This window comes from Alloprevotella sp. OH1205_COT-284 (genome assembly GCF_003859795.1).
GTDB lineage: Bacteria > Bacteroidota > Bacteroidia > Bacteroidales > Bacteroidaceae > Alloprevotella.
Genome location: NZ_RQYI01000022.1, coordinates 12709 through 34223 on the forward strand (window position 1 = coordinate 12709; position 21515 = coordinate 34223).

General features: G+C 47.0%; 13 protein-coding genes. 3 read left to right on the forward strand and 10 right to left on the reverse strand.

Annotated features, from left to right (window positions below; genetic code table 11):
• Positions 1 to 588: 588 nt before the first annotated feature.
• From EII14_RS06500 to EII14_RS06545, 10 genes are all read right to left on the reverse strand, one after another.
• Positions 589 to 1785, reverse strand: coding sequence for an acetate/propionate family kinase (locus EII14_RS06500; protein WP_124931736.1), 1197 nt, complete (start codon positions 1783 to 1785; stop codon positions 589 to 591).
• Between the two features lie 102 nt (positions 1786 to 1887).
• A complete protein-coding gene (pta, locus tag EII14_RS06505; protein ID WP_124931737.1) occupies positions 1888 to 2901 on the reverse strand; it encodes a phosphate acetyltransferase in 1014 nt (337 codons plus the stop codon).
• Positions 2902 to 3183: 282 nt separating this feature from the next.
• Positions 3184 to 4479, reverse strand: coding sequence for an ABC transporter permease (locus EII14_RS06510; RefSeq protein ID WP_124931738.1), 1296 nt, complete (start codon positions 4477 to 4479; stop codon positions 3184 to 3186).
• Between the two features lie 12 nt (positions 4480 to 4491).
• Positions 4492 to 5643 (reverse strand): ABC transporter permease, encoded by a 1152-nt coding sequence (locus EII14_RS06515; RefSeq protein WP_124931739.1) that lies wholly within the window; start codon positions 5641 to 5643, stop codon positions 4492 to 4494.
• A gap of 82 nt (positions 5644 to 5725) precedes the next feature.
• Entirely contained in the window at positions 5726 to 6718 is a 993-nt protein-coding gene (locus tag EII14_RS06520) for an HlyD family secretion protein (RefSeq protein ID WP_370242086.1), read from the reverse strand.
• Positions 6719 to 6752: 34 nt separating this feature from the next.
• Positions 6753 to 8261, reverse strand: coding sequence for a TolC family protein (locus EII14_RS06525; RefSeq protein WP_124931741.1), 1509 nt, complete (start codon positions 8259 to 8261; stop codon positions 6753 to 6755).
• A 1342-nt stretch (positions 8262 to 9603) separates the two neighbouring features.
• On the reverse strand, positions 9604 to 11850 hold the full coding sequence (locus EII14_RS06530; RefSeq protein ID WP_124931742.1) for an inorganic phosphate transporter: 2247 nt from the start codon (positions 11848 to 11850) through the stop codon (positions 9604 to 9606).
• A gap of 369 nt (positions 11851 to 12219) precedes the next feature.
• Complete coding sequence (gene nudC, locus EII14_RS06535) at positions 12220 to 13002, reverse strand: NAD(+) diphosphatase (protein WP_233569400.1); 783 nt, start codon at positions 13000 to 13002, stop codon at positions 12220 to 12222.
• Between the two features lie 75 nt (positions 13003 to 13077).
• Entirely contained in the window at positions 13078 to 14823 is a 1746-nt protein-coding gene (locus tag EII14_RS06540; protein WP_124931744.1) for a phospho-sugar mutase, read from the reverse strand.
• A 344-nt stretch (positions 14824 to 15167) separates the two neighbouring features.
• On the reverse strand, positions 15168 to 16844 hold the full coding sequence (locus tag EII14_RS06545; RefSeq protein ID WP_124931745.1) for an AMP-binding protein: 1677 nt from the start codon (positions 16842 to 16844) through the stop codon (positions 15168 to 15170).
• Positions 16845 to 17127: 283 nt separating this feature from the next.
• Between EII14_RS06545 and mltG the strand changes: the two genes are divergently transcribed.
• The 3 genes from mltG to EII14_RS06560 all read left to right on the forward strand — a co-directional run bounded on the left by mltG (position 17128) and on the right by EII14_RS06560 (position 21500).
• Positions 17128 to 18153: an endolytic transglycosylase MltG gene (gene mltG / locus EII14_RS06550; RefSeq protein WP_124931746.1), complete on the forward strand. Its 1026-nt coding sequence runs from the start codon at positions 17128 to 17130 to the stop codon at positions 18151 to 18153.
• A gap of 51 nt (positions 18154 to 18204) precedes the next feature.
• The gene (locus tag EII14_RS06555) at positions 18205 to 19527 is read left to right on the forward strand and encodes a DUF3078 domain-containing protein (RefSeq protein WP_158608342.1); all 1323 of its coding nucleotides are present in this window, start codon (positions 18205 to 18207) and stop codon (positions 19525 to 19527) included.
• 875 nt (positions 19528 to 20402) lie between these two features.
• Positions 20403 to 21500: an aldose epimerase family protein gene (locus tag EII14_RS06560; protein WP_124931748.1), complete on the forward strand. Its 1098-nt coding sequence runs from the start codon at positions 20403 to 20405 to the stop codon at positions 21498 to 21500.
• Positions 21501 to 21515 lie beyond the last annotated feature (15 nt).

Genomic DNA, 21515 nt, shown 5'->3' on the forward strand with positions numbered 1-21515 from the left:
ATATATTGGGACAAGCCGAAAAAGAAGTGAGGCCATTCTTCGTAAAAGAACAACTTTCAGCCCCTACCAAGAGTTTTTCTTATTTTTGCCTACATTGTCTACACAATCCCTATTAAGCATCAGATATACAAATCGTTGCGCATGTAGACAATGCAAAAGAATAACTACATTCGTTGTTACAACCTACACTCTGTATCGGAAAGGCTTGCAGTTGCTCGAAATTGTCCGTGTAGGCAGTGTAGGTTTTGGGAAAATCTGTCTACATTCGTTTTCATCTGTGTATCATTGACTTAGCCTCTTTCAGTGTATATTGAAAAGCCGTCTGCATACACTTTTATTTTACTGAAATTCAGCGAAATAAAAGGATCTGTGTATGTTTTTCGACAATTTTGCAAAATGATCATTGGGGAAGCATATATAACGGGTCTGCGAATAATCCTGACATTAGTGCCTTTCCACACCATATAAAGTGTGCCCGCTTCTCGATCTGTCAGATTGCGAAGCGGGCACTTTGTGAAGAATGCTATTGTTGAGGAAGAAGAGATGAAACTATCTTCCTCTTGTTTCAGAGGTGCAATAAAGGAAAACTTATTGCTTTGTCACCAATTCGAGGGTGTCGGTGGCAATGAGCAATTCCTCATCGGTAGGTACGACAACAACTTTCACGCGGCTGTCTTCCGTGGAAATCACCTCTTCTTCGCCAAAGTTCTTTTTGTTCTTCTCGTAGTCGAGCTTTACGCCAATAAACTCCAAACCGGTGGTCGATCCGTAGCGCACATCCCATTGGTGCTCTCCCACTCCGGCCGTGAAGACGATGATGTCTACGCCACCCATGGCCGCAGCATAGGCTCCGATATACTTTTTGATGCGGTAGTTGTACATTTCCATGGCCAACACGGCTTTTTCGACGCCTTCGTTGGAGGCTTTTTCGATTTCGCGCATATCGCTCGAAATACCCGTGATGCCGAGTACCCCCGACTGCTTGTTGAGCAAATCGTTCATTTGGTCTGCGTCAAGTCCTTCTTGCTTCATGATGCTGAGCACGACGGAAGCATCAATGTCGCCGGAGCGCGTTCCCATCATCAAGCCTTCGAGCGGCGTGAGTCCCATGGAGGTATCCACACACTTTCCGCAGTCTATGGCAGATACGGAAGCTCCGTTTCCGATGTGGCAGGTAATGATTTTTTGCGTGGAAGGATCCTTTCCGAGCACTTCGCACACACGCTTTGCCACAAAACGATGGCTCGTTCCATGAGCTCCCCAGCGGCGGATGTTGTTTTCTTCGTAATATTTGTAAGGCACGGCATACATGTACGCACGGCGAGGCATTGTTTGGTGGAAAGAGGTGTCAAAAACAAACACGTTGGGGAGTTCGGGCAACATCTCTTTCACAGCCTCATAGCCTTTGAGGTGAGCAGGATTGTGGAGCGGTGCAAGATCCATATAGGTCATCCATTCTTTCATCATTTCATCCGTGACAAGACGACTTTCGGTAAATCGTCCTCCGGCAACGATGCGATGACCGGCTGCAACGATTTCGTCAAGGCTTTTGATTGCGCCGTATTCCGGATGAAGCAACGTGTCGAACATCATTTTGATACCCTCTGTGTGAGTCGGGCAGTCAAAATGGATCGTGCGTTTTTCACCATTGAGAGTGGCTTTGAGAAACGCACCGTCAAGACCTACGCGCTCAATGCCGCCGGCGGCGAGCACGCTCTGATCTTCCATTTTGTAGAGTTTGTATTTTATGGAACTTGATCCGCAATTGATAACAAGAACTTTCATGGAGTTTATTTTTTAGAAGAGAAAGAATGAGAAAATTTGAGGGTGCTCAATGTCATAAAAGCGCAGCAGAAAAAGGCGCACGACATGAAGCTCAAAGGCAGTTTATTTCGTTGCTTTCGCAGCGATGGCCTGCACGCAGGTTATGGCGATCATTTTGTAAATGTCATCCACGCAACAGCCGCGAGAGAGATCATTGACCGGACGGGCGATGCCTTGCAAAATGGGGCCGATGGCTTCTGCCTGTCCGAGGCGTTCCACCAGTTTGTAACCGATGTTGCCCACTTCCAAACGAGGCACGACAAGAACATTGGCCTGTCCGGCCACAGGGCTTGTCGGTGCTTTGAGTTTACCCACTTCCGCAACAAGCGCGGCGTCGGCCTGCAATTCGCCGTCGATAAGCAGATCGGGACGCAACTCTTTGGCTTTTTCGAGGGCAGCGACAACCTTGTCCACATCTTCATGCTTGGCAGAACCGTAAGTGGAGAACGAGAGCATCGCCACACGCGGCTCAACACCGGCCACGGCACGAGCCGTATCGGCAGAACAAACGGCAATTTGTGACAACTGATCCACGTCGGGCACGGGAGTAACCGCCACGTCGCCCATCACCACAATGCCGTCTTCTCCCAAATCTTTGGCTTTCGTGATCAGCACCATTGCACCGCTCACGCAAGTGATGCCGGGCACGGTTTTGATGATTTGCAACGCGGGACGGAGTACATCGCCGGTGGTGTTTCGTGCTCCGGCCAACTGTCCGTCGGCATCGCCGGCCTTGATAATAAGACAACCGAGATAAAGCGGATTTTCGACCACACTGCGTGCCGTCTCAATCGTCACGCCTTTTTTGGCACGGAGTTCGGCCAAGAGGCGTGCGTATTCTTCTTTTTTTTCGTGTTTGAGGGGATTGATGAGCGTTGCCTTTGAAATGTGTCGAAGTTCGTGTTTTTCGGCAAGCTCCATGATTTGTTCGGGATCTCCGATGAGAATTAAGTCGGCCACTTCTTCTGCAAGAATGTGGTCGGCAGCTTTGAGCGTACGTTCTTCCGTACCCTCGGGTAGAACGATGCGCTGCTTTTGAGTTTTGGCGCGCGCAACGAGTTGTTCAATAAGTGCCATTTAGATATAATAATTTAGTCTGTTCGATATAAGAAATCTCACCTTGACAGTAGGTGTACGCCTGAATAAGTTAGGGGAATGGGATAGAACACTCAAATTCCGATTCGGAAACACGCGTTTCTTGTCGATAGTGAAAAAGAACGGAGCGGCCGAGAAAACTCGTACCGCACCGCAAAATTACAAAAAAAATGTGTGTGTCGGGCGTATTCGGAGCTGTTTTTTCCTCTTTCTTTCGGGTTTCTTCGTCTGCAAATCGCAAAATCGCCCTTTCGTTTCCTTTGACTACGATGCTTTGTTTCGCGTTTTTGACCAACGACGGTAAAATCGCTTCAAATCAATCTTGTAGAGTTCGTTTTTACGTGTCACCCACCAAGCCGTCAGTCCATAAAGCAAGACTTGCGTCCAGAGGGCGAAATACTCAAATCGAACGGCCGACAGATCGGCTCCCATTGTATTTAGACGGACAAAACCATTCACGCCGAACGTAGAAGGGATTAAATAAGAGAGGGTTTTCCAATACCACGGAAAAGCGGAACCCGGCCAGCTCACTCCGCTCAAAAACAAAATGGGAACGGACGAAAACACAACGAGCAAAATGACGCTTTCGCGATTGCGCGGCAACACGCTCAGCGTGATGGCAAAAAGGATACAAGCCAACAAATAAGGCAGCGAAAAGGCGAGGATTTCCCAAGCGTTACCGATCTGCGGCAAATCGAAAAGATGAGGCACCACGCCCATTTCAAACACCGCAATGGGCACATAGATCATCAGAAAAGCAGTGGAGCGGCCGAGAAGAGTGCGCAAGGCACGGCGCGAAGCATGGTGCGGTTGCGGCGAACGAGGATGCTTTTTTTTCGCAAAACCGTTTTCTTCGTTTCCGATGGTTTCGATCATTGCCCTGTCGTCCAGTGTAAATTCTTCTGTCTGCGGGAATTGACGAGTGCTTTCCATACGTTCGCGGCGCGTTCCGGCTTCCATGCCGACACCGAGCAGCAAGGTTTGCTGAATAACGATCATCAAAACGGCAGGGATCAGGAAAGCCGCAAATCCGTTCTGTGGATTGAAGAGTGCCGTTTGCTCATAGTGTAGTGGCTGAACGGTCACTTCGTCTTCGCGATCGGTGGTGTTTCCGGCACGCGACACTTTGATGTCGGCATTCATGCCGAGCGAAACATCCGTGGCCGACGACAAGATGGCTTTGTAGTAAAGCATGCCGCTCATGTCGCAATAGAGATTGACATGTGCCTGTTCCATGCGCATGATGTTGCGCGTGAAATCTTCGGCAATGCAGACCACCCCGTAAGCCTCCCGATGCTTCACGCGAGTACGTGCCTCTTCGAGAGATCGCTCATGTGAAACGATTTTCACATCGGGCGATGCGTCGAGCCGACGCAAAAATTCGCGACTCATGGAACTACCGTCGGCATCCACCACCGCCACGGGTACTTCATGCACCGTTTCGTTGGTGTAGATAAAGGTATAGAGCAACGGGTAGATGAGCGGTACGAGGAGAAAAAATATGATGAGCCCTCCGTCGTTGAACACGTCGCGGATGGCATTTCTGAAAGCTTTGTTCATGAAAAGATGAGTTTAGGGGTCGTAGGCGATACGTGTCATCAGCGTTCGGAAACGTTCGACAAACAGGCAAGGCAGCAGGGCAAATCCGCAAAGTGCGGCAAAATAAGGCCATGCGTTGAACAATTCGTAGCCGTTGAGTGCGCAATTCACATAGAGCAAAAAATAGTGACGCAAAGGAGAAAGGTATGACAACCCCTGCAATGTGGGGTGCATGGCCATGACGGGAAACGACATGCCGCAGATGCTGAACGAAATCACGCCCCACAACGAAGCAAAACTCAATCCCAGTCGGGGAGACGGCAACGCACAAATCATAAGCACACCCAACCCCTGAGAGGCCACGACAAAAAGCACCAACAAGCCGAGCATGGTGGGAATGCCGCAAAAACACGGATAACCGAGATAGCCATACAGATACAATCCGGTGAGAACGGCCATCAAAGAGAACAGTAAAGTTTGAGGCAGGAGTTTCGCTATGAGCGCCTTGCCTGCCGATCCGTCGGCCAAACGCAGCAACACACGTCCGGTGCCTTCTTTGATTTCCTGCCCAATGGAGAAAACCGTGATGAAAAGCACCATTAGCGAAATCAGTCCGGGAGCGAGAATGTTGGAAAGATAAATACTGTAATTGAGCGAGGGGTTGCCGATGGCGCGTGTTTCGAGTACGATGGGCTGCAAGAAAGCCATGGCTTGCCGATTGGTGGCGCCGTGTGCAAAGAGTACTGTGCGCCCTGCCGCTCCTCCCACCAATTCGGTGAGTGTACGCATGTCTTTATAAAGCAACGATCCCGCCATCAGAAACGTGTTGTTCGTGTAAAACGAAACCGTGGGCGACTCTTGTCTGATTAGTTTTTGAGTTGTCCCTTTCGGTATGTAATAGAAGGCGTAAATTTCGCCCCTTTGCAGTGCCTTTCGCGCTTCGGTCACGGAGGGGTAATTCGCCACGATGTCGGTATTTTGGAACGCATCAAGATTTCGTGCAAGGGTTCTCGTCGTGGTCGAGTTGTCGAGATCCACCATGCCGATAGGCATGTCTTGCGGCAATCCCTTGTCCATCATTGTCGTGAAAAACAACGCGCAAAACAAGGGCACTGCCACGATACAGAAAATGTAAATCGGGCGAGTTAAAATGCGCCGCCATTCTCGAATGAAGATTTTATACATATAGCATGAAAGATTCCATGAGGTATTCGGGAAACGGATTTGTTTTTAACGAGATGAAGAGAAGCATAACGCCCCCTGCTCATCAGCGTTTGAGCAAGAGCGACATACCGGGGCGCAAGCCGTCGATCTTCTCAACCGGAACAGCCTTCACTTGGAACGTCTTCATGTCATACTGCCCCGTGGCCTTGGTGGCTTTCCATGCGGCATAACTACCGAGATCTTTCATGCCGGTAATCCGAATTTTGACGCTTTTTTCGCCCAAAGCTGGCACCACAGCCTCCACAACATCATTGACTTTGAGCCATGTCATTTGATCTTCTCTCAAATTAAAAGTAGCCCACATCTTGTTTATCACGGCCACATTCATCACCGGTGCTCCCGTTCCGACCAATTCGCCCACAGAGGGGAAAATATCCGTCACCTCTCCGTCAAGAGCTGCGATGAGCACCGTTTCCTGCAAATAGCTGCGCACTTCTTCTATCGCTCCTGCGGCACGAGCTTCGACGGCAGCCGCGGCTTGCTTGTCTTCGGCTTCGGCACCGTTTTTGGCCATGTCGTATTGTGACTTTGCCGCACGCTCCGTGGCAATGGCCGCATCTCGTTGCGCGGTCATCTCGTCGAGTTTCTGCGCCGTGGCCACGCCTTCGTCGTGCAGCCTTTTGACGCGGGCATAACTTTTTTCCATCACCTCACGTCCGGCAATGGCTTTCTGCCACATTTCGTAAGCTCCTTGTATTTGCTCTTCGCGAGCACCTTTTTTTGCCTTCCGGCTCTGTGCCGCGGCAGCAGCCTCGGCCGATTGAGCCTGCGTGAGTTTGGCCTCCACCTCCGGAGCTTCTAGTATGGCGAGGGTGTCGCCGGCACGCACCATTTGTCCCTCTTCCACCAAGATTTTGGCCACACGACCGGGCACTTTGCTCGACACGCGATATTCTGTCACTTCGGCCTGCCCTTGCAAAATTTCTTCCTGAGGCGAGAAAGCATAAAAGCCGAATAAGGCGGTCAGGCATACCACAGCCACAATTAGGATGAGGGCGGGCATATAGTTGGGAGTTTGTTTTTTCATTTTGAATATTTATTTTATTGATAATAATGATATTAGGCTATTTTTATTCTCCCAAAGCTTTGGAGAGAGCGGCACGTGTGAGTTTGGTGTCGATTTGTGCATCTATGTTGTCGCTTTGTGCAGCAAGCCATGCGGTTTGCGCAGCGAGAAGGTCGGTGGTGGAAATCATACCTTCGTCAAATCCCAATTTTGAAATTCTCAGATTTTCCTCTGCCTTAGCCAAGTTGTTTTCGGAAAGATGCAGTTTTTTATCGGCCTCATTCACCGCAAAAGCACATTGTCGGACTTGAAGTTCAATCTTTTCTCTCATTTCTCCGAAATGTAACTCGGCCATGCTGGCTTCCGCACGGGCTGCACGCACTTTATTGCGACCTTCTCCCCAATTCCAAAGTGGCATTTTCATCGTCAATCCGACATGCCACGAACCATTGAACTTCTTTTCAAAACCATTGTGAAACGACGGATTGGTCACGGTATAACCGCCTGTCAATGCCACCGTGGGGAGGAAAACGGATTGCTCTATTTTCACTTTTTCGCGATAAATCGAAGCTGCATGTTTGAGTTGGCGCAATTCAGGCCGTTCGGCAAAAGCTTTCTCGATATCGGCCACCATTTGTTTCTCTTCCGAAGCCAGTACTTCGAGCTGTTCATCGAGCAAAATCGGCTGTTCTTCAAGTGACCAACCACATAATTGTGCCAATAGCATGCGCGACAAAGTCAGTCCGTCGTCCACTTTGAGAAGCGTCATCTCTGCTTTATTCAGCTCCACGCTCACCGACAATTCATTGGCGCGAGTGGCCACACCTGCCGCAATCATTTTATTGACATCTCCGTTCAGATGTTCAAGCATATCGCGATAAGCCGTGGCCAGTTTCTTTTTATTCACCAAACTCACCACCTGCCAATAGGCCTTATCCACATCGAGCAATAGTGTTTGTTGTTCGGCGCGCAAACCTTCGTTTGCCAGTTCACGCCCATAACTTGTAATTCGATCATAGGCACGAATTTTTCCTCCCATATAAATGGGTTGTGTCAATAAAATGCCTCCGACAAAAAGATTGCGATTGTCAATATTCAATGCCTCCGACAGCTGTTGTCCCGTAGCATCAAGTTTTGCTCCAAGCGCAGGCAATGTTCCGGACATGCCCTGCAATAAAGGCATCAATTCGGGATGAGTAACAAGAATTCCTTGTGCGATTTGTTGGAACTTAGGCGCAATCCCTCCCACCAAATCCGTACCTATATGAGAAAGAGAGGCACGACGCTCAGAGCTCAACAACGACACGTTTTCACTCATATGCGTGTAATTGGCCATACCTGACACTTTCGGTAAATAGTTTGTGCGAGCCACGCGATGTTCATAGTCGGCCTTGCTTACCTTCAACTCGGCCATGCGGATCTTTTTATTATGTTTCAAAGCCATTGAACGGCAAGAATCAAGCGATACACGATCGGTCGACAAAAGAAGCTTTTCTTTTGGAAAGGCCATTACAGTTGCCGAAAAACCGAACATTCCCACCAACACAAAAGGCAGGATCGAAAAATGTTTCATCAGTCTATAAATTATATTACTTATTCTTGGGCAAAGATACTAACAAAAACCTGTCGCGCAAAACAAAAACAGAGAAACAGAACACAAAAACAATAATAAACACGCAAAATAGACCAATTCAAAGAGGAAAAATTCAAGTATTATTCTTTTTTCATTACAAAGGCCAAGATGTTATATTTTTCGTCCCTCTATTTACGTTGATCCTTAAATATTCGTGGGAAAAATGAAATATAAACCTTTATCCCCACCTCTTCATGAAAGCAACTTTGCTCCTCTTTTCACTCCTCTATCAAGTGCGGTTATAACATAATAAAGACCTCTGCAAAATCATTGCTTTTTATCAGTAAATCAAATACGGTCTTTCTTTCATGCGCTTTGGGAGATGATGAAACACCCGAAAACCTTTCACCTCATCCGACAAGGTTCTTAATTGCCTTATCAACTGCTCTCGTTATGTGTAGTCGAACGCGCCTTTGCCCCACATCAAACGTGTTTTTTTAGGGCGATAGCCCATTATGTAAGCACCCTCTTATGATCATCTCGTGAAATTGTCGGAAAACATACACAGCTCCCTTCATCTTACTGAAATTCAGACACATGAAAGTGTAGACAGGTGATTTACAAATATACACTGAAAGAAGTTAAGCCTATGATATTCAGATAGAAACAAATGTAGACAGACTATCCAAAAACCTACACTGTCTACATGAACGATTTCGAGCATCTGCACGCCTTTCCGATATAGAGTGTAGGTTGTAACAACGAATGTAGTTATTCTTTCGCATTGTCTACATTTGCAACAATCTATATATCTGTGATTTAAGGAGATCAGTGTAGACAATGTAGACAAAAAAAAGAAAAACTCTTGGTAGGGACTGAATATTGTTTTTTACCGAAGAATGATCTCGACTTCTCTTCGGTTTGTCCGAAGATACCTTGATGCGTCGAAACGCATCTTACCCAAGGAGTAGTACAAACGGAGTAACGAGTAGAAAAATCTATCACTGACCTAAATTTTGCAAGTTCCTAAATTTTTCTCTTTTCGACGATTTGGTTTTTCGACATTGTTGTCTACAATGCCTTTTCCTGTGTATTGGTCTCTCTTTACTCTTGATGACAAAAGAGGCTTACCCACCGAGATTATCCACTAACCCCATAAACCAATAATCACTTGTAAAAAAACAACCGCACTCAAAGAGCCGAAAAGCTCTATGGTTGCGGTTGTATTTGTTGATGTTGAGGCGTGAAAACGGCCAAGATGAAAGGTGATTTCTCAGAGGTTTAGTTTTAACACGCTCTTTCTTTTTTCTTGTTGCTTTTCTATTTGTTGGACAAACTGTTGCTAAGCATTAAATCGTTTTGCGGCACGAAGCAAATGACGAGCGTGTGAAATGATTTCTTGGGTTTCTTGAAGCACGCTCAAATACAATAAAGCGACTTTCAGATTGCTGTCTTCACGTTGAATTCTACATTGTAATTCATGACGACATCGAGAAATCTCACTTTTTAATGAATTTCCAAGCACAAGGATTTTATCTCCATTCGCAAAACAATTCTTTTCTATGGAATGTTGAAGAGTTGTCAAGAAATCGATGGTGCTTTCCATTATAGGGCGAAACTCATCTATATAATCTTGAGGAAGAGGAGAAAAGTTGTTATCCACATGCTCCTGCACGGGCTCTAACATACGTTTCAAACCATAAAGAATTTGTGTAATACTATTGGCTCCAAGATGAAACCATGTGTTTTTTTCTACCGCCAGTAGCGTATCAATTTTACGCATCCCAAGAATTTGTTTTCGGCGATAGCGTTTCCACATTTGTTTCTCTCTTTTTAATTCTACTGCCGCTACTCGTAAAGGGCGAATATTGTCATCCATTAAACCTTGTGCCACAGAAGAAAAGACATTAGAGGCAGAGTTCAGCAGATGAGCATCTGTTTCAGCCACATGACGACGAAGCAAAGCCCAAACCTCATTTTTATCACGAGAGTTGACCATTTCTCTAAACAGCGTATCAACTTCTTCTCCTTCGGCTTGCTTTTGTTTGAAACGGCGATTATTGTTGATCAGCACGAAAACAATCAAGGCAATCACTCCAAGCATGGCAATAAAACCTCCAAGGCTATTGAGAGAGGCTATGATGAAGGCCATGATGAAAGCCGCGCCGGCTGTGATAAACCAGCCGCCAATCACAGAGATCACTCCCGTTATACGATAAACTGCCGTTTCTCGTCCCCAAGCTCTATCGGCCAAAGAAGACCCCATGGCAACCATAAAAGCGACGTATGTCGTAGAGAGAGGAAGTTGAAACATTGTTCCGATCGTAATAAGCAAGCCGGCCAAAACAAGATTAACACTTGCTCTGACAAGATCGAAGGCGACTCCGGCATCAGCATCTGATGCCTCCGTATCAAATCGGCCGTTAATCCACCCTTTTGTGGAAGTGGGCACATATTTCGTGGCGCGATTGCTGAAATTAAGAACTCCGCGTACTGTTCTACGAGCTACTTTTGAAGAAGAAAAAACTTCTTCACTTTCATTTTGGCTGGCGAGATTGATGGTGTTTTGTACGACCTGTCGGGCTTTTTTGGACGTCCAAATCGCCATCGTCATGATCACACCCGCACCTATCAGATACCAGCTAACTCCCGGTAATGTTGATTTTTCTGCGAGTGCGGTCATTTTATATTCTGCTGCGGAAACTCCCGCTCCATTTGCCGAAAAATCCAAGAAACTTTCCAAACCGGCAAGAGGCACACCTATAAAATTCACCAAATCGTTGCCGGCAAAGGCCATGGCTAACGAGAATGTGCCAAACAGCACTATCAACTTAAATATGTTCACCTTAAACAAGTGAAGGATTTCAACAATCAATGTGGAAATCACCAACGAGTAAATGAGAATTTGGAAAGGATGCTCATGTACGAAATGTCCGAAAGGGTTATTTTGAACGATGGGAGAATTACCCAACCCTTTGGTGATCAGAAAATAAAAAATCAACGTAATTGACATTCCTCCATAAAGAGCAATAGTCCAACGCAGGTGTCGTTTATAATTAAACGTAAAGATAACACGCGTGATCCACATCACTATCAATCCGACGACAAAAGCAATTGCGACAGAGAGGAATATACCTATAATTACGGTCAATGCTTTGTCTGTGTTAATCAAATCAGAATAAGAATTGGGTGTGCCGATGATGTTCATCAGTGCCAAGGCCGAGGATCCTCCCAATAATCCGAAGACCATCGAAACGGTCGTGGAGGTTGGCATACCGAGCGTATTAAAAATATCTAACAAGATGACATCTGTGGCACTTACTGCCAAGAACACACACATGACATCGGCAAAAGAATAATAAGAGGGCTGCAATATTCCATGTCGCGCAATATCCATCATTCCACTTGAAGTAGAAGCACCAAGAAAAATACCGATGGCTGCAACGAAAAGTATCGTTTTGAACCTTGCGGCACGAGCACCCACTGCGGGGGACATGAAGTTTACGGCATCATTGGCAACACCTACACTAAGATCAAAAACAGCTAAAAGAAGCAGAAAACCGAGGACTATCAGATATAAAAAATCCATAAAGAGTATTGGTATAATCGTAAAACAGCCATTTACGAAGCAAAGATACTCTTTATAGAGGACATATCAAATAAGATAAAGATGCTTTTTTGCATTTTTCTCACAAGTTCGCTGCCCGTAGAGTCAACCAGCAAGTGCAAAATTATGATATTCTTTTGTAGGACTCAGCTTTGGGTGTTTCAAAATCGAGTTTTTGTCTTGGACTTATGTTTATTTTCTTCTGTATTTGTTGCACTTCAATTTAGAAAGTACAGACATGCGCTGGTTGGTCGCGCAGCTTGCCGCTCCATACAAGACAAGGAAAACAATGCTCTCTCCAAAAACGAAATCTTTGAAACGGCAATATCCAATGGATCGTTTCTGCCTCTCCTACTCTTCCAGCCACATCTCGATCAGCCGCCGTGCCAAACTGACCTTGCCCGGTATGACGGGAAGGGCGTTTCGCTTGAACCATCCGCCTTCGAGCAATTCCTCGCGTTGTAATGTCAATTCGCCACTTTTATATTCGGCAAAAAATCCCGACATCAACACCGAAGGAAAAGGCCATGGCTGCGAGGCACGATATTCAATGCCGGTCACCTCCAACCCCGTTTCCTCCTTCACCTCTCGCACGAGAGCCTCTTCCATAGACTCTCCGGTTTCGACAAATCCGGCGACGAGGCCGAAATAGTTTCCCGGAAAGTTTCGTCCACGCACAAGGAGGAGTTCGTCGTCATCTCTATTGCCGGTTACGGAACGTCGATAAACGAGAACAATGACGGCCGTCACCACTGTCGGCCACAATTCGTTGCCGCAGTTTGAGCAGATCTTTGATATGACACTCCCCCTATCGGTGGGCTGACCGCAACGGCCGCAATAGCGTGTTTGTTCGTCCCAATGGAGAAGCTCGCGCGCTTTGCTCGCCAATCTGAAATCGGACAACGGCAAAACGTCATGAGAGGCGCGCAATCCCACATGTCTGTATCCCCATTTTTCATCGGGCAAGACATCGCTTCGGACGGCCAAGTTTTTCACTCCGTCCACTTCGGGAAGCTCTTGATACGCATGAGGGGTTTCCAGTCCTTTGGGAAGCTGCGGAGAACAAGGCAGTCGTTTTTCTTGCGTAAGCAGAATTTCATCTCGATAAAAGATGAACCATTTTTTTTCGGACATAAAGATTTCAAAAAGTTGCAGCATTGCCCCTTGATAGGACAATGCTGCATGGCTGAACAGAAGTGATGCAGTCTATCAAAGACCGAGGCATTTCTTGATGGCTTCCACTTTTTCCATAGCAGCCGCTTTGGCTGCGGCGTGGCATTTGGGACATTCCATCTTACCCATCACTTCAAAATAGAACTTGATTTTCGGCTCCGTTCCGGAGGGACGAACACTGATTTTATTGCCTTCGGCGGTGAACCATTGGAGCACGTTGCTCTTGGCCGGCATATCGAGTTGTGTCACTTTGCCGTCGCAATCAAAGGCTTGGAGCAATTCGTAGTCTTTGGTGAGCACAACCTTTTCACCGGCAATCTCTTTCGGAGGATTATTGCGGAAATTGCTCATCATCGCTTTGATTTCGTCGGCTCCGCTCTTGCCGGGACGCACGACATTGATTGTGTGGTTGAGCGAGAAGCCATATTCCACATAAATGTCCATCAAGACGTCATAAAGCGTTTTGCCTTGATCTTTTGCCCAAGCACAAATTTCGGCCAACAGCGAACAAGCCGACACGGCATCTTTGTCGCGGACAATGTCTTGTCCCATGAAGCCATAGCTTTCTTCTCCGCCGCCAATATAGGTTTTCTTGCCTTCGAGCATGCGAATGACACGGGCAATCCACTTGAAACCGGTGTATTCGTCGTACATCTCTACATTGTTCTTGTCGGCGATGGCTTTGATCAACTCGGTGGTAACGATGGTTTTGACGATATATTCATCGCCCTTCATCTTACCGAGTGCGATGCGATTCTTAATGATGTAATACAAGAAGATCATGCAGGTTTGATTTCCGTCGATCAACACCCATTCTCCTTCGTTGTTTTTGCAGGCCATTCCCACGCGGTCGGCATCGGGGTCGGAGGCCATCACAATATCTGCGTCTATTTTCTTGGCAAGTTCGAGCGAGAGGGTCAAGGCTTCGGCATTTTCGGGATTGGGAGAAACCACGGTGGGGAAATTCCCGTCCTTGATCATCTGCTCGGGCACACAATTCACATTTTCAAAACCCCATTTTTTAAGAGAGGCCGGAATGAGAATACGTCCTGCACCGTGAATGGGCGTATAGACGATGCTCAAATCTTTTTGTCTTTGGATGACTTCGGGGTCAATGGAGAGTTGTTGCACACCTTCGAGATAGAGTTTGTCGATTTCTTCTCCGATGATTTGAATCAGTTCGGGGCGTCCTTCAAACTTCACATCTGCCAACTGCACTTTGTTCACCTCTTCGATAATGCCTTTGTCGTGGGGCGAAAGCACCTGAGAGCCGTCTTCCCAATAGGCTTTGTAGCCGTTATATTCGCGGGGGTTGTGGCTGGCGGTGATGTTCACACCCGACTGACAGCCGAAATGGCGAATGGCAAACGAAACTTCGGGCGTGGGGCGGAGGTCTTCAAACAAATATACCTTGATGCCATTGGCGGTAAAGACATTGGCCGTTGTTTCGGCAAAAAGGCGGCTGTTGTTTCGGCAATCGTGGCCGACCACAACCGAGATTTGCTCCTTGTCGGCAAAGTTTTTGAGCAAATAATTGGCCAGTCCTTGTGTCGCCGCTCCGATCACATAAATATTCATGCGATTGGTTCCGGCTCCCATGATACCGCGCAAACCGCCGGTACCGAATTCAAGCGTTTGGTAGAAGGCGTCGATCAACGGCGTCTTATCATCGGCATCAAGCATGGCCTGCACTTCCGCTTTGGTTTCTTTGTCATAAAGCGGAGAATCGATCCACTGCTGAGCCACTTGTGCACACTGTGCAATGAGTTCTTGGTTTTCCATATCGGATATTTCGTTTTTGAAAGTTATTGGGGTTTATCCGTGCAAAAATAATGAATAAATAAGAGCCTGCCAAGCCTCTTCTCCGTTTTCGACCTTGCACGAGGAGAAAAAGCACGAAAAAGGACAAAACACTTTTCTTTGAAAACACACCACTCTGTGTTCCCCTCTTTTCGACGAGCACCCCATGACCGCACCGCATCACTCCGAAATCTTTTGAGAGATGCGTTGCCCGTCATGTATTTTCAAAGAGAAGAAAGCTCCTTGCTTTCTCCAACGCTCACGGAGCGTCGAAAAGCGAGGAGCTTCCGGTAGTTGCACGCAAAGGCCGAAAGCCTCTCGTTTTATCAGATTTCTACATTTTCATAAAGAAAACGCTTAATGGAACGTTTGGGCGTTTTTTCAAATTCTTCTTTGTAGATCTTGATACCCACAATTTGTTCGTATGCGTTGATCATGGCGTTGAGGTCTCGGCGATTTTGCTCCATTTGGTGGGCAATGGCGTGTTCGTCCATGCCGTCTTTTTCGGCTTCTTCATAGTCGGGATGAATCAGCGCATAGAGTTTTTCGCCTTTCTGCACCACTATGCTTTCCATGACATAAGGCAGGGTGTTGAGCTTGTCTTCAATCTCTTCCGGATAGATATTCTGTCCGTTTGAACCCAAAAGCATGTTTTTGCAACGGCCGCGAATGAAAAGATTTCCGGAGTGGTCGAGAATGCCCAAGTCCCCCGTGTGATACCAGCCCTCTTGGTCTATGGCCTGCGCCGTGGCTTCGGGATTTTTGTAGTAGCCCAACATGACATTGGCACCTCTCACCAAAATCTCGCCCACCACATGCTGCGGATCGGCACTGTTAATTTTGACCTCCATGCGCGGAGCTGCTTTTCCGCAAGAACCGGGCACGAATCGCTGCCAATCTTCATAGGTAATAATAGGTGCACATTCGGTAGCACCATAGCCCACAGTGTAATTGAAACCTATCTTTTTCAGAAACTGCTCGACTTCTGTGTTGATGGCCGCACCGCCGATGATGACTTCATAAAACTCACCTCCAAACACATTCATGATCTGTTCGCGCACTTTCGACAAAATTTTGTCGCTGATGACGGGCACTCTCAACAAGAGCTTCATGGAAGTTCGTTCGAGTTTTGGCAACACGTTGCGCTTGATAATTTTTTCGATGATCAGCGGAACACTGATCACCACACAGGGCTTAACTTCCGAGAAAGCCTGAACAATCACTTTCGGACTGGGAAGACGTGTCAGATAGTAGACATGAATACCGTAAATAAACTCAAACAAAAATTCAAAGGACATGCCATACATGTGTGCCATAGGCAGCATCGAAATAATACTGTTGCCCGGCCTCACCTTTTCGCCCAACACCTCAATCGCAAATTCGTAGTTCGACCAAACGGCTCGATAGGGAATGAGCACTCCTTTGGAGTTGGAAGTCGTTCCGGAGGTGTAGTTGATAATAGCCAAAGCCTCGCCATCGGGGGCAGGGCGATAGCTGACGTGCTCTTTTCTGAAAAATTTCGGATATTTCTTGCCGTAAAGCGCATTCAGACGCTCGCGGGCATCGGTCAAGGCTTCGTTGCGACTGAGTTGGAGCATGAAGTCCGGCAAATAAATAATTCCCTCCAAATTAGGCATTTCGTCGGGCGAAAGCATCGGCCAAACCACATCGCCGACAAAGAGCAAACGGGCATCGGAGTGATTGACGATGTTGTGTACTTGATCGGCCTTAAACTCATGAAGAATAGGCACCACCACGCCGCCATAGGTCATCGTCGCCAAAAAGGCCACTGCCCAGTGGGCACTGTTGCGGCCGCAAATGGCTATTTTGTCGCCGGGTTGAATGCCGGCTGTTTCAAAGAGGATATGTAATTTCTCGATTTTTCGAGCCACGTCTTTATATTGAAGCGTGCCCCCTTTATAGTCGGTCAAAGCATCCATGTCCCAATGATCGACAATGCTTTTTTGAATTAGACCGACGTAATCTTTATATTGATAGTCCATCGAAAGAAAGATGTTTTATGTAAGGTCAAAAAATTAGCCCATCAAATGAGAAAACTTTCACAGTAAATTTGATCTGACTAAACGGTGTTTCTCCTTGCGCATTTTCAAACGCTGTGTGCAAAAGTACGATTTTTTTTAGAACCGCCAAGGATTAAAGAAAGAGAAACTGCACACAACAAGGGATTTTTGTGTAATTTTGCGGCAGAAAGAAAGCAGCCTCCTTTTCTTCTTCTTCCACCTATCCACAGAGGAGAGATCACAACAAGAAGCATCTGTTTTTTCGATGAACATACTTTGCAACAAACACTATCAGCGAGCCGTCGCCGGTCTTTCGGCCGCCGCGCTCATCGTTCTGTCCGTTGTTTCGGTTTTGGGAAATTTTTCCGACAGTCGTGAAAGCATACTCCACATCGACAGGGACGACAGCGCAGACTCCGTGTATCACAAACTGCGGGAACGCAGCGGTTTCCTCTCTTTTTCCGCTTTCAGACTATTGGCAGCCGTGGGCAACTACGAGCGTCACCTACACGTCGGATGTTACGACGTGGGAAGCGGACATTCGACGCTCGACGTTTTTCGACGTTTGCGCAACGGCAGCCAAACTCCCATTCGTCTGACCATACCCGTTTTGCGCACCCCCGAAGACTTGTCCGTTTTTTTGGGAAAGACATTGCACGACAGCCCCCAACAATTCCTCGCCTCACTCACCGACTCCACCCTCTTGGCGCAATACGGCAAACGTCCCGAAACGGCCGTATGCCTTTTCATTCCCAACACTTACGAAGTGTATTGGAGCAGCTCACCGCAACGTCTCATCGAAAAGATGCACCGGGAAAGTCGCATTTTTTGGAACAACCGACGACTCGAAAAAGCCCGACAAGCCGGTTTGTCGGAAGACGAAGTGCTGACGCTGGCCTCCATTGTGGAACAGGAAACGGCCGATAACGCCGAGAAGCCGACCGTGGCGGGCATGTATCTCAACCGCCTGCGGAAATCCATGCCCTTGCAAGCCGACCCCACCGTTAAGTTCGCATTGCGCGAATTCGGTCTGCGGCGCATTCTCCACAAACACCTCACCACCGACAGCCCCTACAACACCTATAAAAACAGAGGGTTGCCCCCCGGCCCCATTTGCATTCCTTCGCAGGCAAGTATCGACGCCGTGCTCAACCATGTTCGACACGAGTATATATATATGTGTGCCAAAGAAGACTTTTCCGGAAGTCACAACTTTGCAATCACCTATGCCGAGCATTTGCAAAATGCCAAGAAATATATTCAAGCTCTTGATCGAAGAGGCATTCGATAACATCCTCACATGACTTCTCTTCTATTTTCTTCACGTTCTTTCTCTCTAATCATGACTCGTTTTTTTTCATTTCCCACACCTCTTTTACTACTACTTTCATTCCACGCACAAATAACCTTCGGGCTTTCCGAACCAACCAAACGTTCACACGCTCTTGCCGACAGCATCAATGCCATCGGACAACAATACGACCACTCTTTCGACAGCCTTCGCCAAGAGTATGCCACTTGGCAATACCACAAGCAGGATTTACTCGAAAACCCTTACTACTTTCCGCTCTTTGCCGCACCCACTTTTTATGATTTCCCTATCAAAAACCGAATAGGAGGTTTGGCCTCTCGCCAAGAAGACTCTTTCACCCCCGAAGTCATATCGGAGGTAGAAGAAGTGCTGCTCGACACTTACGCCTTTCACCCCGAACTCATCTACTATCGTCAAAAAGAGTTTGCCCCCTCTCCCCTTTCTCCCTCGCCTCAACAAAAATCCGTTGAAACCGAGAAAAAAGCACTCGCATCTCCACAAATTCCACCCACACAAAAGGAAGAGTTTGAAGATCCTGATTCTTTCGAGCTTTTTGTCAGACGCCCCAACTTTTGGAAATTTCGAGGCAATTTCTCCTTGCAATTCATGCAATATCATGTTTCGGACAATTGGCATAAAGGGGGCGAAAACCACAATTCGCTCTTGGCCTCCCTTAACTTCGAGGCCAACTACGACAACAAGCAAAAGGTGACTTTCAACAACAAATGGGAAATGAAACTCGGGTTTCAGACTTCCAATTCCGACACCCAACACCGCTATAAAACGAATACAGACCTGCTTCGCATGACCAACAAATTCGGACTCCGTGCCACCAAACGTTGGTATTACACCTTGATGCTTCAATCGTGGACTCAATTCTATCCCGGACACAAAACCAATGATCCCAAAGTCCATAGCGACTTCATGTCGCCTTTCGAATCGGTATTTTCTATCGGTATGGACTACAAATATTCTCGTAAGAACTTCGAAATCATCGCTACCATATCGCCCATTGCCACCAACTTCAAATATGTGGATAGGCTTCACCTCGCCCCACGCTACGGTGTGGATAAAGAAAAGCATTCCAAAATAGATTTGGGTTCGACACTCACGGTCAACACCAAGTGGAACATCACGAAAGACATCCATTGGTCTTCGCGCCTTTACTATTTCAGTAGCTATAAACGTGTGCAAGCCGAGTGGGAAAACAGTTTTTCTCTGAAAGTCAATAAATACCTTTCGTCGAAACTCTTCCTCTACCCGCGTTTTGACGACGGTGCCAAAAGAAAAAAAGGAGTGAGCTATTTTCAATTCAACGAATACCTGTCCGTTGGTCTTGATTTGAGTTTTTGAAACACTCCGCTTCTCCTCACTTCTCCAACCGTCCGCCATACCACGGCAATGCCACCGGGCAAAAAAGGTAACGAGTAGAAAATTCTAAGTCTTAGTTAGAATTTTCTACTCGTTACTCCGTTTACGCTACTCCTTAGAGGAAGAAACACTCCGACGCATCAAAGCATATCCGGACAAGCCGAAGGGGAAGCGCGGCCGCTCTTCGTAACGAAAGCAACTTTCAGCCTCTACCAAGAGTTTTTCTCATTTTTATCTACATTGTCTACACTACCCTCCTTAAACATCAGATATATAAGCAGTTGCGAATGTAGACAACACGACGAATTAACTACATTCGTTGTTACAACCTACACACGTTATCGGGAAGGCGTGCAGATGCCCGAAATCGTCCATGTAGGCAGTGTAGGTTTCGGGAAAATCTGTCTACATTCGTTTCTATCTGATTGTCATCTACTTGACTCCTTTCAGTGTAGGTAGGTAAGTCGCTTGTCTACACTTTCATTTCACTGAAATTCAAAAACATGATAGGCGTAGTGTATGTTTTTCGCCGTTTTCACAAAATGATCATTGGGGAAGCCACATCATTGATCCTCCCCTCACCTAAAAACACGTTTGACGTGCAGCCGGATGTGCGTTCGGCCACCTCGCGAAAAAAAGAGGCGGTTTTCAGAAGTTTTGTCGTGGGGGGATACCCTTTGGCCGGCAGCTATTATTCCCAATCGCGCCGAGATTATTTATGTTTTTTTGTTGGGGACTTGTAAAAGCAAAAGTTTTTTTGTAGTTTTGCATTATAAAGCCACAAGAAAGAAAAGAGTTCTTGTTTTCAAAATCATAACTCTCTAATAAATAGACTCAAAGCCTAAAATCTACACATTATGGAAATCTCGAAAATCAGCGGTCTGAAAGCCGTCGACTTCCAAAAGGAAATCGGCGGGAAACAAATAAATTTATATTTTTTGCGTAATACAAATGGCTACGAAGTGGCTGTCACTAACTATGGCGGTTCAATCGTAGCCATTATGGTACCCGATCGCGACGGCAACATCGCCAATGTCATCCAAGGTCACGACAATATAGACGACTGCATAAACTCGCCCGAACCCTTCCTCTCCACTTTGATCGGCAGATACGGCAATCGCATTTGTAAAGGCACTTTTCATCTGAACGGGAAAGCCTATCACCTCTCGGTCAACAATGGTGCCAATCATCTGCACGGTGGCCCGACCGGTTTCCATGCACGCGTATGGGATGCAGAGCAAATCGGAGATAAAACTCTCGTGCTGAGATATGTTTCCGCCTACTATGAAGAGGGTTTTCCCGGCGAATTGTCTATGACCGTGCGCTACACTTGGACAGACGACAATGAGCTGATCATCGACTACCGCGGCACGACCAACAAGAAAACGGTTGTCAATATGACCAGCCATGGTTTCTTCTCATTGCAAGGCATTGCCAACCCCACGCCTTCCGCCATGGACACGATTTGCGAAATCAACGCAGATTTTTTCATTCCTATTGATGAAAACTGCATCCCCACGGGCGAAATCCTAAAAGTAGAAGGCACTCCTTTTGATTTTCGCAAGCCCCATGCCGTAGGAGAGCGCATCGACGCCACCGACAACGAGCAAATCAAAAACGGTGCAGGATATGACCATTGCTATGTCTTAAACAAAAACGAAGTTGGCGAACTCTCTTTTGCAGCCAAAATCACCGAACCCACCACAGGGCGCACCATGGAGGTCTACACCACAGAGCCCGGCATGCAGTTCTATTCCGACAACTGGGCTGATGGCTACAAAGGACAGTTTGGCGCAACATTCGGAAAACGCTCCGCACTCTGCTTCGAAGCACAACACTTCCCCGACAGCCCCAACAAACCCCATTTCCCCAGCGTCGTGCTCAAACCCGGAGAAGTCTACACACAAAAAACCATTTATAAATTTGGCACGGACGAGCAAAACAATCCCTCTTGATATTCCGACATCACA